Raw genomic sequence first — 17,486 nt, 5'->3', positions numbered from 1 at the left:
GCTGATCGGCGCCTTTCCGAGGAATCGCCGATCAGCCCACGTGCGTTCTCTGAACTGGTCTTCGGTGGATGGCTTTAGACCCCGAAGTCAGCGAACGTCGAACGAGTGGGTGCTGTAGGCGTTGGTGGCGTTACAGGCGGAGAAGTAGGCGGTGGAGGGGGCGGTGGTGCTGACAGGGTACAGACACTGGTTGTTGGCCTGGCTCCGCAGCTGGTACCGGCTGGGCTTGCTGGAGGCCACCATGGTGAAGATCTGCTCGTCCCAGCGGGGATCACACGGACGCTGCTGGACGTCGCTGCCGTTGGTGGAGGTGCCTGCGCCCACGACCGTGACACACATGTCGCTGTTGAGGTTGCGCAGCAGGAAAGTGTCGCTGGTGACCGGGTCGATGGCCCACTTCTGAGCCAAGGCGTCGGTGTCGGTCTGGTACTGGATCAGTGCGCCACCGACGGTCGAGTTGCCGGTGACCCCGAGAACGGCACCGGTCTGCCAGTTGCGGATCTTGGTGCCGCTCAGCGGCCCCGTCGCGTCGGCAACCCCTGCCCCCACGGCGGTCATGGCCAGCGCCATGGCGAGGCTGACACATGCGGATCGAATACGCATTGAGAACTCCAGTGCTCGGATCAAGTCGACCAACTGCCACGTTCTGTGAGCAATTGATTACGTAACGTAGTAGATCAACTTTGTGGGTCTGATGCCAACTCCCCGTGACGAGGGAGTGACTCGAAGCCATCCGATCAGGTGCAGGGGGAACCTCGGGCGGTAGATCGTTCCGCAGCACACGGCCCCTGGTTCCCGGCGCTTGGAACCAGGGGCCGTCTGTAGTCCTAGCCCTTCCGGGCGGCACCCTCGGGCCAGATGACCTCAACCAGCAGTCCGTTCGTGCGGGCCTCTGTCACGGTGTCTGCGGTACCGCCTTGGCCGTTGCCCGGCTGGCCGTCCCACACTGCGACGAGCCTGTCCGCTCGGCGGAGGAGTTCGCTGTTCGCGGCCTCGTACGCTTCCCGGTTCGCTTCGGTGTGGGGCATCACGGCTACCTCGGCGGCGGCCTGGTGGAGGCGGTCGAACTCTGCCGCGTAGTCGGGCTTCACCTTGGCCTCCCGGTAGTTCTGGGACGGTACGACGACAATCAGTCGGCCCCCGAGCGACAGAACCGTGTCGGCGAACAGGGCGTCCGCACCCTTGGCGATGCAGGAAACCCCGGTCAGACCTTCCTCGGCGTACGGCCCGAGCAGCGTCACGAGCGCTTCGCGGACCAGCGGCACGCTCTCTTCGGTGAGGTCCATGTGTCCGGTCACCGCAATCACGGTCATGCCGTCCCCCTTCGTGTCAGTTCGCCAGTAGCTCGCGGATGCTATCGCGAGCCTCTCGTACGGCCCTGCTCTCGGAGCGGCCCACGGTGTACTGGTACAGGGCCCCCAACTGCGTCCGGACTCGACTGGACTGAGTGAGGGATGCAGCCGCGACCGCTCGTTGGGTCTCCTCCACTGCGCCCGTGAGGTCGCCCGCGAGAAACCGTGTCTCGGCAAGCCCGATCTGATCGAGTGCGTGAGATCGGCCGGCCTCCGTGCCGCGTGCGTCCAGCGCTGTCCGGATGTGCTCGGCGGCGGATTCCGCGTGGCTGCGAGGGTCAGTTCGGGCCAGATCGAGAAGGCGACCGCCGGTTACGCCCGACAGTTCGGCCTGGTCGAAGTAGCTGATCCAGTGCGGCTCCTCCTTCTGGGGTCCGGCCGACGCTAGCTCTTCCTCGGCCTGTCCGGTCGCGCGTCGGAACGCTGCCGCTCGCCCCATGGCCGCGTACGCCCATGCTTCCCGGGTGTGCAGCATGGCCCGCACCCGTGCGCCGCTGAGCCCGCGGCTTCCGTCCTGTGCCAGACGGATCAGTTCGAGTGCGTCGGTGGGGCGGTCGGTGTACAGCATCTGGCGGGCCATGCCGGCCAGCACATTGGCGCCGAAGGGGATGTCGTCGCCTGCATGGGCCGCGCGTAGGGCAAGCCGGTAGTAGTCCTGTGCCCGTCGCTGGTGGCCGGAGTCCCAAGCCATGGTGGCGGCGGTCCCTGAAAGCTGGGCCATGACGCGGTAGAGCCGCTTCTCGACCTCGGGCGACTGGCGGTCTTCGAGTGCGGCGGCGGTGTCGTTGAGCTGGCCCAGAACGGCCTTCGAGCGAAGACCCCCGCCGAACTGATGGTCCCAACGGCGAAACGCGACTGCGGTCTGTTCAAGCTGGCCAACGTCGTGGGCGCCGAGTCGGCCCGGTCGACGGCGTTCCTCTCCTCGGGCTGGCGCGGCCAACCATCCTTCGAGAGGGTCGAGCAGCGTCGTCCCGGTCAAGGCGGCTGCGGTGAGGAGACGTGTGGCGGTGCGTCTATCCATGGCGAGATCGGTTCCGGTGAGTTGCGCGGCAAGGGCAGTCGTCACCTCCGGGTGCCAGGGCACGTCATCGGCGGGCGAGGAGTCGTGGGAGGTCTCCGGCGGCCCGGAACGCTGTCCCTCCCAGGGCCGTGCCGCTAAGCCGACGAGATGGCCAGGGATGCCCAAGCCGTCCGCGATGCGCGCGATCACGTCGAACGACGCGACCTTCTGGCTGCCGGACATGATCGTGGAGACCTTGCCTGGTGTGAGTTGGCAGGCTGATGCGATCCGGTTCTGAGACAAGCCGCCGTACTTCTTGACGAGCCGAAATGCGGCGGCGAAGTCGTGCTCTGCCAGCGCCAGGCGGAGGTCATCGCGCGCAAGCAGCTCGGCGGACAGCAGGTGGCCTTGGGTGGGGCCGGGATGCGTCATCGGGGCACAGCCTTCGTCGGGAGCGTAGCCGGGAAGATCCTCAAATCACGTAGCGAGGAAGCGTATTACCGCCTAGGTAATACCCGCCGGTCATCGGCTGAGCCTGGCTCCAGAGCAATCCTTTTCATACGCGCTCACCGCACCAATCCGGGCCCCGGCGGCCCCGAGAGAGAGGCAAGCGGCATGGCTGAGAAGACAGATCTGGTGACCTCCTCGTCCGGGGGGTCGCTGGTCCGGAGCTTTGGCGACGAGAAGCCGCGTGCGCTGATGACAATGCGCGTCTCCCGGGACAGCGGTCGGACCTGGGAGCGGGAAGCCGTGGTGCGTGAGGGCGACCCCGTGGCGATCCTCTACGACCCGGGCCGGTACCCGCCCTGCGAATGTGCCCGGTGCGCGGGGCGACGGACGGTTTCGGCGCGATCCCTCCGCCCGGCAGTGGTCCGCCCGGGAGCGGCGTAGTGCATGGCTTCGGTCATTGGGTCCTGCGCCGGTTCGGGCGGTTCGCCGGCCCCCTGTATGTGGCTCTGATCGTCGGCTCGCTGGGCCTGTACGCCGCTTGCATCTACGCCACCGCATAGCGGCTCTTCGGCTCGCCCGACTCCAGTCTTCCCGCCGGGTCTTCCGGAGGGATTTCCCCAGAGAAAGGAAAGTTCGATGGTGGAAGAGAACCAGGGTTCCGTTGTCCCCGAGGGGGGTGGCCTGCTCATCGCGAAGCGGAAGATCGTGGCCGCTCGCACCCGTGCCGAGCAGGAGTCCGACGTCAGTAGCGGACGTTCCGACGGCAACGACTAACGGGGCTGCCCACGATGCTTGATTCCGCCTCGTGGGCGGGGCGTCTGGGCGGGGATACGTTCCTCGCCCAGACGTACCACCGCTCCTACGCGCACTTCCCCGGCGCCACCGATGTGGCGGGCCTCTTCTCCTGGGACGACCTCAACCGGATCATCGCCGCTCAGCGCCTGGAGCCGCCCCGGCTGCGGCTGTCGGTGGACGGCGAGATGGTCCCCGTTCACCGCTACGCGGTCCCGACGACGAACCGGCGCGCGGTGACCTGGTCCCGCATCCAGCCGGCCGAACTGCACACCCAGCTCAAGGACGGTGCCTCACTCGTTCTTGATGCGGTCGAGAAGATCCACCCGCCCGTGGGCATGGCCGCCGAGGGCCTGGAACGCTTCCTCGGCACCTCCGTGCAGGCCAACGTGTACGCGTCGTGGACCGACCGGGAGGGCTTCGGCCTGCACTGGGACGACCACGATGTGGTCGTGATCCAATTGCATGGCTCCAAGCGATGGCGCCTGTACGGGGCGACCCGTGAGGCGCCCACCTTCCGGGACGTGGAGTCGCCGGAGACGCCCGAGGGTGACCCCGTGGCGGACATCGTCCTCGCGCCTGGCGACGTGCTCTATCTGCCGCGCGGCTGGTGGCACGCGGTCACCGCCGACCAAGGGACGGAGTCACTCCACCTCACCTTCGGCATGGTCCCGCACACGGGCGCGGACCTCATGCTCTGGGTCATCGATCAGCTCCGTTCCTCCCTCGCCCTGCGCAAGGACATTCCGCGGTTCGCCTCCCTGCCGGATCAGTCGGACTTCATCGCCGCGCTGCGTCGTGAAGTGCTGGATGAGCTGGCGGACCCCCGGCTGGTGGAGCGGTGGGCGGAGTCGATCGACACGACCGACCTGGGCCACGCCGTTCCCTCACTGCCGTACGTGGATGCTGTCCCCGCGCGTCCGGAGATCTTCGTGCGGCTGACCGCTCCAAGGGCGCGCGTGGTGGAGAACAGCGGGCACGGCACGGTCACGTTCTCGGCGGCCGGTACTGCCTGGGACTTCGCCGACTCCGCCGCGCCGGCCCTTCGCCTGCTGCTGCTCGGCCGACCGGTCACGCTGGGCGATCTCGCCGACTCAGCCGGGCTCGATGTGAAGGATGTGGCCGCACTGGTCTCGGTCCTCATCGAGGGCCAGGCCGTCGCCATCGTGGGGACTGCGCTGTGACGGCGGCCCTAGCCCTGGGCACCTACCGGGTCCGGGATGTGGGCCAAGCGGCCCGTACGGCTCTGCGTGCGGGAACCCCGTGGATCGACACGGCGCCGAACTACGCTGAAGGGATTGCACAACACCACCTCGGGCCGGTCTTGCGGGAGCATCCGGGGGCCACTCGGGTGGCGACGAAGGCGGGGTTCTTCACGCGGAGTCAGGCCCGTACCGCCCTGGCCCTGGACGTCCTTCCCGAAGAGGACGCCGCCGCAGGACACAGCCTCGACCCCCGGTTCATCTGCCATCAGGTCGAAGAGGCGATCACCCAGCTCGGAGGCGTGGACCTGCTGTTCGTGCACAACCCGGAGCGGGCCGTGCAGGGTGCAGACCGGGCGGTGATGCACTGGCGCCTACGGGAGGTGTTCAGCGTCCTGGAAGGGCTGGTGCAGCTCCGGCGGATCGGCGGCTACGGGGTGGCCACCTGGTCGGGTCTGCGGGAAGGGGCTTTCAGCGTCCCTGAGCTGGTGGCGCTCGCCCGGGACGCGGCGGGCTCTGAGGGGCACCACCTGATCGGTCTTCAGATGCCGGTGAGCCTGGTCATGGATGCTCCGATCACTCAGGCTCTCAATGGTGGCGGGCCCCTGGTCCAGGCCCAGGATGCCGGAATGCTCACCTTCGGCTCCGCCCCCCTGCATGGCGGCGACCTCCTCGACGCGATGACACCCGAACTGGTGGATCTGATCCGCCCCGGTCTCACGCCCGGCGCCGCCGGCCTGCTGGCTGCTGCCTCCTGCCCGGCCTTGGACGTCGTGCTGACGTCGGCCAGTAGCCGCGACCACTGGGACGATGCCGCCAAGGCCCTGGCCGCGCCCCTCACCCGCGAACACCTCAGGAGAGTGACCGATGAACTTGCCACCGGATGAGGCCACCCGGACGCTGATGACGGCGGCCCATGACCGGGCGGCCGAGAAGGTCGGCCTGGTCTGTTCGGGACCGGTGGCCTGGGGCTTCGCGGGCTTCACGCTGGGGCGCCGGTCGGGCCCCTACTGGCTGAGGGTCAGTCGGAGTCTGGTGAAGAACGCCGGACGCAAGCACGGGCAAGGAATCGTCGGCGCAGACGTCCTGGTGCCTCGCGACGTACCGCGTCCGGCCGTCCACGGAACCTACGACTGGACCGAGGGCGCGTACGCCTTCGAGGCGGAAGTCTTGGACCTGGTGCCGCACCCCGTCGTGTCCCCTCGGAGCCCGGAGCTGATCCGTAACCCTGCTCTGCCTGACGAGTGGTGGGCGACGCTACGTCGCTCCCTCGACCGCCTGGCGGAAGTGGAGGGCGCCAAGGAGACGGTGCGGGATGACTGGATCGAGCGGGCCTTTCCCCAGTTCCTTGGTATCCCCGCCCCGGCCAAGATCGAGCGCGTCACGGGTCATGGTGACCTTCACTGGGGAAATGTCACCGGAATGCCGCTGACCTTGCTGGACTGGGAGCGCTGGGGCCGTGTCCCCGTGGGCTACGACTCCGGTCTCCTCCACGCGCACAGCCTCCGGGTTCCGCTCGTCGCCACCCGCGTCCGCGTTCGCTTCGGGAACATCCTCAACACCCCCGCCGGCCGTATCGGCGAACTGGCCGCACTTGCGGAGATGCTCCAGGCCGTCGCGCGAGGCTTCTTTCCCAAGCTCGCGCCGCTCCTTCTGGACCGCGCCGAAGAGCTGACCGGCATCCGGCCACCGGTTACAGCCCCGGCGGAGATCACTGCCTGACACCTGCACCCCTTATCCCAGCCCCGGCGCCCCTCTCTCGCGCCGGGGCCTTCGCTTGTCAACTCCACTCCATGGGTTGGCCGTTGGTGAACTCGGCCGGTCACTTTCCCACGCCGGTGGTCGGAGCGGCTTTGGCCGGTGTCCTGTTCGGGTTGGGGTCGGGCATGTTCAGGGGGCCTTACGCTGTCCGGCAACTCGGGCAGGCTTTGATCCTGCCCGGAATTTGATCGAGTGGCCCCCTGGGCTTGCCCGACGCGGGCCCCGAGTCGAACAGGTGGGTAAAGCCGTGGAGGCCGCCGGCCCCGGCCCCGTGTGGGTGGACATCAATCCGCGGTGACCTGTGCGGGCTTGGCGTGCGCCCCGTTCCTGTTGGCTGTGCTCGCCGTCGGGCAGCTCCCGGGGTTCTCCCGGGACACGACTACCCGCTACTTCTGGCTTGCGGCGCGAGTGGGCGGGGGCCGTCGCGGGCGGTGGCGGAGACATGGAGCCAGCGGCGGCCTGGGGCCGCCGCGCCGCGCGGCCCGCGTCAGCGGGCCGCCTTGATCCAGTAAAGAAACTTTCGACAGCTCATCCCTCTGGCCGCTTCGGCCTGTCAGGGGTGGGCTGTTTCGTCATGTCTTGCCCCGGTTCATGCGCAGATTCGATTTTCCGTCCGTTCTTGCCTGGGTTTGTTCGCGGAATCGCCGGATCTTATCCACAGGTTGGCCATGTTTTGCTCTGATCTCGCGAAGTTGTCCACAGGTGGGGGAGTCGGGATGGCCGTTCGGGGGAGGTGTCCGCTTTCGCTGATGACATGCGGGCCGCGCCGGAAAGTCCGGGGCTTGTGTGTGAGCGAAGGGTGGGGCGTGTGACGCAGATCACCAGGGGCGGAGGTCACAGTTTCCCGGTTTTCGACACCTCTATGGGCGATCCGAAAATCCGGCGTGCTTGTAGCACGGGATCCCCGGTCAGCCAAACCGGTGATTCTCCGGATCGTTGTCCTGGCGGGTCCTCGCGGAGCCGTTCCCGAAGGGAGGGGATTGTGTGATGTGCACCACAAAGTGTCACACCGGCACCCGTTTTCGGCACCTGTCCCAGATGAAGGGGCGTGTGCCCGGTGGGGCGGCTTGTAGCAGGCAATCCGTGAATTCCGAATTCCCGGATTCTCCGGACCCTTATGACGAGAGGAGTGAGCGAGTGGAAGCGGTGTCAGTGGTGCGAGGTGACGACATGCCCGGTCCGGGGGCCTCGTCTGCTGCCCGTGTGGCGGGCCGTGATGCCGGCTCTGCTGCTCGTGGGGCGGGGAAGACCGGACCGGCTTCCCGTGGTGCGGGAGATCCCGGTTTTGGCGGTCGACGTATCCGCGGTGGCCCGTCAGGGTGCGTTGTGCCTGGTGGTTCGAGGCGGTCCGTTGGCGGAGTGGTCACGGCCGGTACGGGTCGGTCTCGGGCGTCGCCTGGGGGCGAAGGCGATGGATTTTGCGGCGGGGTACGGGAGAACGGCACGACGATGGGCGGGGAACTGATGGGCGAGTCGGAGATAGCGGAGCTGGAGGCGGACGTAAAGCGTCTCGCGGTCGAGATGGCCGACATGGCCGCGGTGATGCAAGCAGTGGCGGCGAAACTTACTGCTCTCGCATCTCGATGTGGGCTGCCACTGTCTTCATTGTCTTGAGCATCGTGTCCATGTCGCGCTTCATGATCGTGATGGTGTGCTTCATCTCTTCTACTTCCATGGACAGGCGGAAGTAGCGGTCATCGGTAGGGGCCTTGGGGGGCGTTCCGGAAGGTGCGTCCCCTTCGGCCTGCTCGGGGCCCGCCCCGGTCTCTGTCTCTGGGTCGTGCCGGCGGACGAAGCTGCCCCGGCCCTGGATGCCGTACGTCAGTCCTTCGGCCTTGAGCATCCGGAAAGCGTTCTGGACGGTGGCGCTGGCGATCCCGAACTTCTCCTGGAGCTCCCGCGACGTGGGGAGCTGATCGCCGGGGCCCAGGACGCCGCTCTGGATCTGCCGGCGCAGGTACTCGGCCACCTGGACATATGGGGGCCGGTGGTCATGTTCGAGGGGCGATGTCATACCCGCAGGATACGGCGCACTGCCTAGGCAGCGCAGTAGACCAACCAACCTGCAACACCTGAAGCAGTTAGCTGCCGTTGCAGTTAACTCCATCATGTGGTTTCCTTTGGGTGTGGCCGGAACCCCGGCCGATCCCAAATGAAGGGGCGTATTTCGCCATGGCTATGACCCGTATCCGCGTCGGTTTCCTCAAGGCGACGAAGATCATGACCGGTACGCCGCCGGTCCCGAAGTGGACCGACCAGGAGAACGGCATCCGTGCGACCGACCGTGAGACCGGTTCGCCGCTGTTCACGGTGACGCTCTTCCTGATGGAGGAGGACCGCGCGGAAGCACTGAAGATCACCGTCCCGGCGACCGGCCTGCCCAACGGCCTGCACCCGGGCAAGTTCGTCCACCCGGTGGAGCTGTTCGCGACCCCGTGGGCGCGGATCTTCAACGGCAACCTCTCCGAGGGCGTCGCCTACCGCTGCACGGCACTGGAGATCGTGGACGCCCCGGTCGCCCCGGACGAGATCCCGGCCCCGGCCGCCTCGGAGGAGATCGCGGCGTGAGGAACGCGCCCGCTCCCCGCCCCTTCCGCTGCCAGCACGGTTCGGCCCTCGGCCTCCCGTGCTGGCGGCGGGAGTCCGCCCCCTCAAGTGAAGGAGTCCCCCTGTGGAAGATCTGAACGGAGCGTTCGGCTACGCGCCGTACGCCATCGGCCTCGGCCTCGCTGTCTTCGTCATCTGGTCCCTGGTCTGGATCGTGCGCTACGTACGGGCCACGCCCATGAAGCGCGCGAGCATCCGGCAGGCGGTCCGTGTCCGGCGCACCTGGAAGCGCCTGGCCCCGATGGCCGGACTGTCGGTCACCGACAAGACCCCGACGTTCATGGCCGAACTCAGCAACACCGACGGCAAGAAGCAGCACAAGCCCCGGGTTCTGATCCCCGCCCTGAAGGTCTCCCCGGACGAGTTCGGCGTGATGGTGCGGGCGAACTGCCTGCCGAAGGTGGGCCTGGAAGAGTTCAAGAAGGCCGCCCCCTACCTGGCGGACGCCTGGCGCTGCACGCGGGTGTCCGTACTGCCCGACGGGCCCGGAAAGGTGCTGATGCGCGGTGTGCGGGTGGACCCGCTGATCGTCCCGACCGAACACGTCCCCACCGGCCGTCCCCCGAAGGAACTCGCGAAGTGGGAAGTGGGCGTGGACGAGTACGGCACGCCTGTCACCGTGTCACTCAAGGACGTACCCGGTATCACCGTGGGCGGTCTGCCGGGCTACGGCAAGACCTCGCTGATGAACAAGCTGATCTGTGACTGGGCCCCGTCGCCGGCCATCCAGTTCGTCCCCTTCGACGGCAAGGTCAGCCGTGCCCGTGAGGGCGACTACGCCGACCTCGTCCCGAGGGTGTTCGCCTTCTGCGGCGACGACCTGGAGGCCGCGAACAGGCTCCTCAAGCGTCTGGTGGAGCTGCGGCGTGCCCGCTCGGCCTGCATGAAGGATGTCCTGGGCGTCAAGAACATGTGGCACGTCGGCCCCTCGGAGATGTGGCCGCTGATCGTCATCCCCATCGATGAGGCCCACACCTTCTTCCGGGACCACAAGGGCTCCGACCCGAAGACCAAGCGTCTGGCCGCACTCGCGGCGGACAACGCACGCCTGGTGGAAGACCTCACCAAGAAGGGCCGCGCGCTCGGCTTCCTGACGCTCCCCATCACCCAGAAGACCACCGGGGATGCGATCCCCACCTTCATCCGCGACGTGTGCCCCATCGGTCTGTCCTTCGCCCAGAAGACCGCCGAAGCCGCGGTGGCCGCGCTCGGTGAGGACATCCGCCAGTGGCCCGACGCCTCCCCGATCAACCTCCAGGACCCCGCCTATGTCGGCGTGGCGGTCATGTCCGCGCAGGGCCGCCCCGGCTTCGTCCGCATCCGCACCCCCTACGTCCCCGACGAGTACGCCGCCCGCATCGCCGAGGAGACCGCGCACCTGGTCCGCGACCCCTTCAAGCTCCTGGAGGAGCTGACGGGCCAGACGGTCGCAGAGCTCGCCAAGCAGGCGCCCGACGACGAAGACGGCCTCGAACTCCTCGCCGCCTAACCAACACACCACCCCAACACCCCCTGGAAGGAGGTGAAAACCCTCATGACTGAAGACCGGATGACACAGCGCACCGTGACCGTGGTCATGGCGATCATCGCGGCCCTGGCCTTCGTGTTCTCCTTCGGCAACGTCTGGTCCCTGGCCCTGCGCCTGGGCATCCCCGGCCCGATCGCCCCGCTGATCGCCCCCATGGTGGACCTGTCCGTCGTCGGCCTCCTGGTCGCCCTGCGCTACCTCTCCCTGCGCGGCGTACCCGCCGACGACCTGAAGGCGGCCACGCGCCTGATGCACGCCTCCGGCTTCTTCACCCTCGCCCTCAACGTCGCCGAACCGATCATCGCCAAGCACTACGGCCGCGCCTGCGTGGACGCCGTCGCCCCCCTCCTCCTCCTCGGCTGGGGCGCCGTCGGACCCACGCTCCTGCGCCACTTCCACGCCGTCGCCACCCCGGCCCCGGTGCTCGTGGCCGCCCCCGAGCTGGTCACTGAACCCGCACCCGAAAAGGCCCCGGCCGAACCGGCTCCGGAGATTGATCCCGAACCGGCCTTGATGCCCGAACCGGTTCCTGCGCCCGAACCAGCGGCGCCCCTGCCCCCGGCTCCCATTCCGGTGGTGCCTGCTCCAGCTCCTGTTCTGGCGCCCGTCCCGGCCCCGGCTGTGGCGGTCAAGGTGGCTCCGGCTCTGCTGGATGCCGCCCGCGAGATCGCTGACTCCCACACCGCGATCCACGGCCAGCCGATCACCGCAGCACAGCTCAAGGCCCGACTCGGTGTCGGCCTGCCCCTGGCCACTGCCGCGCACGCCGCGCTGTCGGCCTGACCTCCCGCCGGCCTTCCGGCAACCTCCACCCTCCTGGCCCCCGGGCCCGGTCAGTCATGCCCTCGGGCAGCACTCCACCCCCGCAAGAGTGCTGCCCGGGGCCCTCACCTCCAGTACGGAAGGACTCCTCCGATGACCCGCGAACTTGTCCTGCGGCACGTGATCAGCCCCGCCGTACGGGACCTGATCGAACTGGCCAACCTCCAAGACTTCGACCGTGTCCGCGAGCAGGTCACCCGCCTCGGCGGCTGCTCAGCGCCGGTCAACCTCGTCGGCTGGACCGAGACCCGCGACACCAAGACCGACACGGTCATCCGGGCCTACGCGACCGCCGACGAACCCACCGGACGGCTCCTGACCGTATGCAACAACCGGCGCTCCTCGCGCTGCCCGGCCTGCTCCCGCATCTACGCCGCCGACACGTACCACCTCGTCCGGGCCGGACTCTCCGGCGGCAAGAACGTCGCCGAAACCGTCCGCACGCATCCCCGCCTCTTCGTCACCCTCACCGCCCCCTCCTTCGGCCCCGTCCACAACCGGCCCACCGGCGGCGGCAAGCCCCGGCCTTGCCGATGCGGCCAGCACCACAGCGAGGACGCCCCTGTTCTGGGCACGCCTCTGAACCCCCGCACGTATGACTACGCGGGCGCGGTCCTGTGGAACGCCCACGCGGGCGCGCTGTGGACGCGGTTCACGACCTACCTGCGCCGTGAGCTGGCCCAGGGCCTGGGCATCACCCAGAAGAAGCTGAACGACACGGTGCGGGTTTCCTTCGCGAAGGTCGCGGAGTACCAGAAGCGTGGCCTGGTCCACTTCCACGCAGTCATCCGCCTCGACGGCCCCGACGGCCACACCACCACCCCGCCGGCCCTCGCCACGGCGAAAGCGCTGACCGAAGCCGTCCACCGGGCCCGTGACCGCGTCTTCCTCACCCTCAACTCCGACGCCATTGGCGACCGCATCATCCGATGGGGCGCCAAGATCGACGTACGTCCGATCACCGCCCTGGGAGACGGCGAACTCACTGATCAGCGCGTGGCCTCCTACGTCGCCAAATACGCCACCAAGAGCGCTGAAGGCTCCGGCACCGTAGACCGCTCCCTGGTCTGCGCACCCTGCTCGGGCCGTGGCACCGTCGGTGGACGCGTCAAGGACCTGTGCACCCACTGCGAGGGAACCGGCCGCGCCGAACCCTTCACGGATCTCCGCGTCCAGACACACGTCCGCACCATGATCCGAACTGCCTGGACCCTCGGCGGGCTACCTGAGTTCGTGCACCTCAAGCTCACCAAATGGGCGCACATGCTCGGCTTCCGGGGCCACTTCTCCACCAAATCCCGCGCCTACTCCACCACCCTCGGCGCGCTCCGCGACGTACGCCGATCCTGGCGCATCGCCCAAGCAGACGCCGCCCGCGAATGCGCCGGACACCCGGCCCCGGCAGATGCCTCGACCCTCGTCACCGAATCCTCCTGGGCCTTCCTCGCCACCGGCTACCGCCCCGGCGAGGAACTCCTCGCAGCCCAGACCCGCCACGCAACAGAACTCACCCGCGCAGCCAAGGAACGCGCCAAGACCGAAGGGGAGGTATGGGCATGACCCGCCTCGGACAGAACCTCACCTGCGACGAATCCAAGGTCGATGCCTGGATCGAACGGTGCCTCCGCGATGCTCCGCCGCTCGGTGATGCACAGCTCCGCCGGATCGGGGAGATCCTGGGCGTCTCCCTCACACGGAAGACGAGCGCCACACCGGCTTGAGCTGGTCCACGTCGAAGGGCTTCCGGCCCTTCCCGCCGGGCTCCGCTATCACGGCGAAAAGCGCGCTCTGGACCATCTCCCTCTTCTGAGTCAGCGTCTTCGCTTCCCACTCCGTATCTATGTCGGCCGTGGCGGCCTCGGCTGCTGCGACCGTTGCAAGGTGCTTGGCCTGGTCGGCTCTCAGCTCCTTCACCATCTGATCCAAGGGCGGGAGATTGCGAAAGAACGTCTCGTCATCGATCTGGCCCGTCTGCCAGCGCTGCTCAAGGGCGCTGCGGCGGGCCAGAGCCGATTCCAACTCCTCGCCCCGCGTCCAGTCGGGCACGTCCTTCGCGGCTGCGGCGGCGTCCTGCTTGAGCTTGGCCCTTACCAGCGCCGTGACGTGCTTGTCTGTCTCGTCGCCGCGCTTGTACGTCTTGTTGCAGCCACCGTCCACGGTCTTCTTGCACAGGTACCCGTGGCTGTAGCTGACCCAGTCGTTCGCCTTCACCCCGGTCATCTTGCTGTTGCAGGTGGTTCCGTCCTCTTGGACGGCACCGCACCGCAGGACTCCGGTCAGTAGGTACTTGTGGACCACCCCGCCGAGTGACTGGCCCTTCCCCTGGCCGCGCTTCCGGATGGTGGCAACGACTGCGAACCACTGCTTCGGCGTGATGATGGCGTCCCACTCGCCGACGATGGGTTGTCCGTCTTCGCCGTGGACCAACTCGCCCTTGATCTCGCGGTACCCGCAGAGTCGGGCGTTCAGCAGTACCTGCTTCACCGTGGCGTACTGGAAGGGGTTGCCCCGGCTGGTGATGAACCCGGCCTCCTTCCACTCGGTGGTTACCTCGCTGAGCGATGCTCCGGCGAGCACGTCTTTGACGGCCTTCCGGATGGCGTCGGCTTCCGCCGGCCGTAGTGACACCTTGTCGTCGTCCCAGCCGAACGGCCTCCACGCGGAAACCGAGTGTCCGCGGATCGCCCGGTTACGGTGACTGGTGCGGCTGCGTCGCTGCTTCTTCCTCGTCTCGGCGAGCGACATGGCGACCCCGACCAGGCCCTTGACCTCGAACCCCTCGGCATAGAGGTCCTGGTGCCCGTTCGAGTCGTAGTAGACGCGGTCCGTGTGAGACGTGAAGGCGCGGAGGTACCTTTCCCAGTCGCCGGGCCGCCGGTAGAGCCGGTCATCGTTGATCGCCATGACGCCGTGGACGGGGTACCCCTCCGGCGTGTGGCCTGCGGTGAGGTCCACGAGCATCTGCTCGAAGTCGTCCCGCACCACAGATTCCTTGCTCGCGCTCTTGTCGTTGTCGGTGTACCGGTACACGACGAGCCAGCCGAACGCGTTTGCCTGTGCCCCCATCTCGCGGTGCTGGTCTTCGATGCCGTGGGCGTCCTTGGCGCGTCCGTCGAACGAGATGCGCGCGTAGCAGACGACGCACTTCATCTTCGGGTTCGCCGCGAGCATCGCCATGACTTCGGGCACGGTCAGCAGGTCGGCCGGCGTCCCTCGAAGCTTGCTGACTACCGCGTCCCTTGTGGCCATCGGCCCCCCTTGTCGAACTCCTTGGTGGAGTGGAGGGCAATTTAGCATGTGGATCTTTTACTGAAGTTCTGCTCGATGAAGATCTCCCAGGACATCCGCCGCCAGCACGGTGGCGACCTGGGCGCCGAGGAGATCGAAGCGGGCATGGCGGAGAAGTCCGCCGAGTTCGCGGCCGCGGGCAACCGCGTGTACCTGCCGCTGGCCGACTGACCCCCGACCCGGCACGCACGGACGGACGGCCCGCGACACCGAGGGGGGAGTCGCGGGCCGCCGTTGCGTACGCCGTGTCAGCCCAGTGCGGCGAGCGCCACGACCGCTCCCGCGCTGAAATTGGCCGCCAAGGACCTGTTCCTCAAGCGGCCGCCCACCAAGAAGGCGGCCGCCAAGCACACGGTGCCGGGCAACAAGCATCGCGGGTAGTCCCCGAGCCGGTGCCCCCGGAGGCTCCGCCGGGGCTTGTGCTGGAGTGCGCTTCAGCTTTTACAGTGCGGCCCATGAGCATGCGATACCGAATTCTGGGCGGGACCGGGATCGAGGTCAGTGCGCACTGCCTCGGCACGATGATGTTCGGCGCGGTGGGCAATCCGGATCACGAGGACTGTGTGCGGATCGTCCATGCCGCGCTCGACCACGGGATCAATTTCGTCGACACCGCGGACATGTACTCCGCCGGGGAGTCCGAGCAGATCGTGGGCAAGGCCCTCAAGGGCCGGCGGGACGATGTCGTCCTCGCGACCAAGGTGCACTTCCAGATGGGCGAGGGCCGCAACCGGAGCGGGAACTCCCGGCGGTGGATCGTGCGTGCCGTCGAGGACAGCCTGCGCCGGCTGGACACCGATTGGATCGACCTCTACCAGGTGCACCGGCCGGATCACGGGACGGACGTCGAGGAGACCTTGTCGGTCCTCGGCGATCTGGTGCGGGCCGGCAAGATACGGGCCTTCGGCTGCTCCACCTTCCCGGCCGAGGAGATCGTCGAGGCGCAGCACGTCGCCGAACGGCGGGCGCTGCCGCGGTTCCGAACCGAGCAGCCGCCGTACTCGATCCTCGCGCGCGGTATCGAGAGCGGTGTGCTGCCGGTGGCCCGGCGGTACGGGATGGGGGTCTTGACCTGGAGCCCGCTCGCGTCCGGGTTCCTGAGCGGGAAGTACCGGCTCGGCGGGGCCATCGACCTGACCTCGGGGCGTGCGGCGCTGACTCCCGCCCGCTTCGATCCCGCGATTCCGGGCAACGTCGCGAAGCTGGAGGCGGTGGAGGAGCTGGTGGAGCTCGCCGACTCGATCGGCTGCACACTGCCCGAGCTGGCAGTGGCCTTCCCGCTCGCGCATCCTGCCGTCACGTCGGTGATCCTCGGGCCGAGGACCATGGAGCAGCTCGAGTCGCTGGTGAAGGGCGCCGGGCTGGTCCTCGACGACGCGACCCTCGACCGGATCGACGAGATCGTGGAGCCGGGACGGAATCTGTACCACCCGGACGGGGCCTGGCGCCCGCCGGCGCTGGCGGATGTCGCGCAGCGGAGGCGGGCGCGGGGAGACCGGTCCGCCGGTTAGACGGGCGAGCGCTCCGATGTTTCACGTGAAACAGGGATCGATGTTTCACGTGAAACATGGCTCGCGGCGAAGCCGCGGTTGGCTTCGGTCTGGCGGCGGTAGGGCTCGGGCAGGTCGGGGAGGGCGAGCAGCCGGTCGCAGGCCCGTAGCGAGGTGTCCATGTCTCCCACCCAGTAGGCGGTGATGGAGTGCTCGAAGAGCAGCCCCCACCGGTAGACCCAGGGCTGGACGAAGAGCAGGTCGTCGGGGACCGGCCGGTCCAGCGCCGCCCCGGTGATCGCGTGCGCGGCGTGGTGGTGGCCCAGGAGGCGCAGCCTGGCGGCGAGTTCGTAGCAGGCTTCCAGTCGGGTCGGCCGGGATTCCCAGGCGCGGGAGAGTGCGTCCAGGGCGGCGGGGTGGTCTCCTGATTCCCCGTGCAGGATGCCGACTTGAAGCAGGGCGTAGTAGATCTCCTCGTCCCATCCGCCCATGGCGGCGCGGCGTTCGTAGAGCCGGGCGGCCTCCGCGGTGTCGCCCATGTCGCGCATCGTCTGGGCGAGGTAGAAGACGGTGCGCGTGTTCGACGGGTCCCGCTGGAGCTCGGCTCCGAGCAGGCGGGCGTCCCGTTCGAACTTGTCGTGCCGGGAGCCGCCGTCGGCGTAGTCCTCGATCACCAGCGAGTCCAGGTTCTCCTGGACCCCCGGGCGCTGGTCGTTCTCGTCGGGGCGGTCGCAGGTGAGGTACTCGTGGGTGACGCCCTCGTACCGCCAGGGGATGTCGCCGCGGACCAGGCGCTTGATCCGGTACTCCAGCGTGCCTTCGTGGCGCAGCATGTACGAATCCGCGGTGAGCGGGGGCAGCGGTCCGGTGCGGCGCAGGACGAGGTCGGCGTCGAGGAGCAGCAGGTAGTCGGCCCTGTCGCGGGCGTGGCCGATGTTGAGGCTCCGGTTGTGCCCGAAGTTCGTCCAGGGCTCCTCGTGGAGCTCCCCCGGGATCCCGTGCAGGGCCTTGCGGATGAGGTCCTGGGTTCCGTCGGTGGAACCCGTGTCGGAAATGACCCAGGTGTCGATGAGGTCCCGCACGGAGTCGAGGCAGCGCTCGATGACGGCGGCCTCGTTCTTCACGATCATGCAGAGGCAAATGGTCGGCTTCACGGCGGCTGACCCTAGGGAGGGCCCTCGGCCGGATGGGTGC

17 protein-coding genes are annotated in these 17,486 nt (G+C 68.1%); 11 read left to right on the top strand and 6 right to left on the bottom strand.

All coding sequences use genetic code 11. From position 1 onward, the window contains the following. Nucleotides 1-87: 87 nt before the first annotated feature. The 3 genes from AC061S_RS08060 to AC061S_RS08050 form a co-directional block, all read right to left on the bottom strand. Nucleotides 88-603 carry an RICIN domain-containing protein gene (locus AC061S_RS08060; RefSeq protein WP_478685157.1) on the bottom strand — a complete coding sequence of 172 codons (516 nt, stop codon included), beginning with the start codon at nt 601-603 and terminating at the stop codon, nt 88-90. 224 nt (nt 604-827) lie between these two features. Beyond that, entirely contained in the window at nt 828-1,313 is a 486-nt protein-coding gene (locus AC061S_RS08055; protein ID WP_478685156.1) for a hypothetical protein, read from the bottom strand. A gap of 16 nt (nt 1,314-1,329) precedes the next feature. Then, the gene (locus tag AC061S_RS08050) at nt 1,330-2,784 is read right to left on the bottom strand and encodes a helix-turn-helix domain-containing protein (RefSeq protein ID WP_478685155.1); all 1,455 of its coding nucleotides are present in this window, start codon (nt 2,782-2,784) and stop codon (nt 1,330-1,332) included. A gap of 654 nt (nt 2,785-3,438) precedes the next feature. On the opposite strand from AC061S_RS08050, the gene AC061S_RS08045 reads away from it, so the two are divergent. The 4 genes from AC061S_RS08045 to AC061S_RS08030 are packed head-to-tail and all read left to right on the top strand — an operon-like array spanning nt 3,439 to nt 6,518. Then, nucleotides 3,439-3,576, top strand: a complete 138-nt coding sequence (locus AC061S_RS08045; RefSeq protein ID WP_478685154.1) for a hypothetical protein — start codon at nt 3,439-3,441, stop codon at nt 3,574-3,576. Between the two features lie 14 nt (nt 3,577-3,590). Then, a complete protein-coding gene (locus AC061S_RS08040; protein ID WP_478685153.1) occupies nt 3,591-4,778 on the top strand; it encodes a cupin domain-containing protein in 1,188 nt (395 codons plus the stop codon). Further along, nucleotides 4,775-5,683: an aldo/keto reductase gene (locus tag AC061S_RS08035; RefSeq protein WP_478685152.1), complete on the top strand. Its 909-nt coding sequence runs from the start codon at nt 4,775-4,777 to the stop codon at nt 5,681-5,683. The genes AC061S_RS08040 and AC061S_RS08035 overlap by 4 nt, the downstream gene beginning before the upstream one ends. Further along, on the top strand, nt 5,664-6,518 hold the full coding sequence (locus tag AC061S_RS08030; protein WP_478685151.1) for a hypothetical protein: 855 nt from the start codon (nt 5,664-5,666) through the stop codon (nt 6,516-6,518). Before AC061S_RS08035 ends, AC061S_RS08030 begins: the two co-directional genes overlap by 20 nt. A gap of 1,603 nt (nt 6,519-8,121) precedes the next feature. Here AC061S_RS08030 and AC061S_RS08025 read toward each other — a convergent pair. Then, the gene (locus AC061S_RS08025) at nt 8,122-8,571 is read right to left on the bottom strand and encodes a GntR family transcriptional regulator (RefSeq protein WP_478685150.1); all 450 of its coding nucleotides are present in this window, start codon (nt 8,569-8,571) and stop codon (nt 8,122-8,124) included. A gap of 158 nt (nt 8,572-8,729) precedes the next feature. Here AC061S_RS08025 and AC061S_RS08020 point away from each other — a divergent pair, with 158 nt between their 5' ends. The 4 genes from AC061S_RS08020 to AC061S_RS08005 all read left to right on the top strand — a co-directional run bounded on the left by AC061S_RS08020 (nt 8,730) and on the right by AC061S_RS08005 (nt 13,074). After that, nucleotides 8,730-9,125 (top strand): SCO3933 family regulatory protein, encoded by a 396-nt coding sequence (locus tag AC061S_RS08020; RefSeq protein WP_478685149.1) that lies wholly within the window; start codon nt 8,730-8,732, stop codon nt 9,123-9,125. 103 nt (nt 9,126-9,228) lie between these two features. Continuing rightward, nucleotides 9,229-10,653: an FtsK/SpoIIIE domain-containing protein gene (locus tag AC061S_RS08015; protein WP_478685148.1), complete on the top strand. Its 1,425-nt coding sequence runs from the start codon at nt 9,229-9,231 to the stop codon at nt 10,651-10,653. Between the two features lie 45 nt (nt 10,654-10,698). Next, nucleotides 10,699-11,475 (top strand): DUF2637 domain-containing protein, encoded by a 777-nt coding sequence (locus tag AC061S_RS08010; RefSeq protein WP_478685147.1) that lies wholly within the window; start codon nt 10,699-10,701, stop codon nt 11,473-11,475. A gap of 132 nt (nt 11,476-11,607) precedes the next feature. After that, the gene (locus AC061S_RS08005; protein WP_478685146.1) at nt 11,608-13,074 is read left to right on the top strand and encodes a replication initiator; all 1,467 of its coding nucleotides are present in this window, start codon (nt 11,608-11,610) and stop codon (nt 13,072-13,074) included. A 129-nt stretch (nt 13,075-13,203) separates the two neighbouring features. Here AC061S_RS08005 and AC061S_RS08000 read toward each other — a convergent pair whose 3' ends face one another. Next, complete coding sequence (locus AC061S_RS08000; protein WP_478685145.1) at nt 13,204-14,763, bottom strand: recombinase family protein; 1,560 nt, start codon at nt 14,761-14,763, stop codon at nt 13,204-13,206. A 48-nt stretch (nt 14,764-14,811) separates the two neighbouring features. On the opposite strand from AC061S_RS08000, the gene AC061S_RS07995 reads away from it, so the two are divergent. From AC061S_RS07995 to AC061S_RS07985, 3 genes are all read left to right on the top strand, one after another. Continuing rightward, nucleotides 14,812-14,973, top strand: coding sequence for a hypothetical protein (locus AC061S_RS07995; protein ID WP_478685290.1), 162 nt, complete (start codon nt 14,812-14,814; stop codon nt 14,971-14,973). A gap of 63 nt (nt 14,974-15,036) precedes the next feature. Next, on the top strand, nt 15,037-15,183 hold the full coding sequence (locus AC061S_RS07990; protein ID WP_478685144.1) for a hypothetical protein: 147 nt from the start codon (nt 15,037-15,039) through the stop codon (nt 15,181-15,183). Between the two features lie 80 nt (nt 15,184-15,263). Next, the gene (locus AC061S_RS07985; RefSeq protein WP_478685280.1) at nt 15,264-16,313 is read left to right on the top strand and encodes an aldo/keto reductase; all 1,050 of its coding nucleotides are present in this window, start codon (nt 15,264-15,266) and stop codon (nt 16,311-16,313) included. Here AC061S_RS07985 and AC061S_RS07980 read toward each other — a convergent pair. Then, nucleotides 16,310-17,446 (bottom strand): tetratricopeptide repeat protein, encoded by a 1,137-nt coding sequence (locus AC061S_RS07980; RefSeq protein WP_478685143.1) that lies wholly within the window; start codon nt 17,444-17,446, stop codon nt 16,310-16,312. The genes AC061S_RS07985 and AC061S_RS07980 overlap by 4 nt on opposite strands. Between the last annotated feature and the right edge of the window lie 40 nt (nt 17,447-17,486).

It is taken from the genome of Streptomyces sp. CA189 (assembly GCF_056428985.1).
The sequence above is the reverse complement of the archived record's forward strand: the minus strand, read 5'-3'. Positions and strand labels throughout refer to the sequence as shown.